The following is a 1,269-nucleotide window of genomic DNA, read 5'->3' on the forward strand; positions in this document are numbered from 1 at the left end:
GGGTCTGCTGCACCGATAGGTGACATCTGAGATGGCTTGCCCTGCGGGCGAGCTGGAAGGATGTCGCTGTGCCCAAGCCCTATCCCCGAGAGTTCCGCGATGACGTCGTGCGTGTTGCTCGTGACCGCGAGCCAGGCGTGACGGTCGAGCAGATCGCGAAGGACTTCGGGGTGCACCCGATGACGTTGTTCAAGTGGCTGCGCCAGGCCGACGTCGACGCCGGCGCCGCCCCCGGAACGGCCGGCAGCGAGTCGGCCGAGCTGCGGGAGGCGCGTAAGCGGATCAGGTTGTTGGAGCAGGAGAACGATGTCCTGCGTCGGGCCGCGGCGTACTTGTCGCAGGCGCATCTGCCGGGAAAAGGCTCTACCCGCTCGTGAGCGAGCTGGCCGCCGACGGGATCCCCGTGGCGGTGACGTGCCGGGTGTTGAAGATCGCTCGTCAGCCTTACTACCGGTGGCTTGCCTGCCGTGTCACCGACGCCGAGTTGGCTGCGGCGTATCGGGCGGACGCGTTGTTCGACGCCCACCGCGACGATCCGGAGTTCGGCTACCGGTTCCTGGCCGATGAGGCCCGCGCTGCCGGCCAGCCGATGGTCGAGCGCACCGCTTGGAGAATCTGCTCCGGTATGGGCTGGTTCAGCGCGTTCAGCAAGCGCAAGCGTCGGGGCAAGGGCGGCAAGGCCGGTCCGCCGGTGCACGACGATCTGGTGCGCCGCGACTTCACCGCGGACGGCCCGAATCGGTTGTGGCTGGCCGACATCACCGAGCACCGCACCGGTGAAGGGAAGCTGTATCTGTGCGCGATCAAGGACGTGTGGTCCAACCGGATCGTCGGCTACTCCATCGACTCCCGCATGAAGTCGAGGCTGGCCGTCAACGCCCTGCACAACGCCGTAGCCCGTCGTGGTGACGTGGCCGGCTGCGTGCTGCACACCGACCGCGGATCGCAATTCCGAAGCCGGAAATTCGTCCACGCCCTCAACCAGCACCACGTGACCGGGTCGATGGGCAGGGTCGGCGCCGCCGGCGACAACGCCGCCATGGAATCCTTCTTCGGCCTGCTACAGAACAACGTCCTCGACCGCCGAACCTGGACGACCCGGCAGCAACTGAGGACCGCGATCGTGACCTGGATCGAACGGACCTACCACCGCCGTCGACGCCAACGATCCCTGTCCCGGTTGACCCCTATCGAGTACGAGACCATCATGACCCCACCGGCCAGTCAGGCCGCGTGACTGAAACTGTCACCTATCGGTGCAGCAGACCC

General features: G+C 66.7%; 1 protein-coding gene. It reads left to right on the plus strand.

Features of this window, described 5'->3' with window-relative positions:
- The first annotated feature begins 68 nt into the window (after nucleotides 1-68).
- A protein-coding gene (locus tag ACZ6O5_RS31275) for an IS3 family transposase (RefSeq protein ID WP_465981935.1) occupies nucleotides 69-1,237 on the plus strand; the annotation gives its coding sequence in 2 pieces (ribosomal slippage) (nucleotides 69-353 and nucleotides 356-1,237; 1,167 coding nt in all).
- The last annotated feature ends 32 nt before the right edge of the window (nucleotides 1,238-1,269 follow it).

This window comes from Micromonospora sp. NPDC049201 (genome assembly GCF_055586805.1).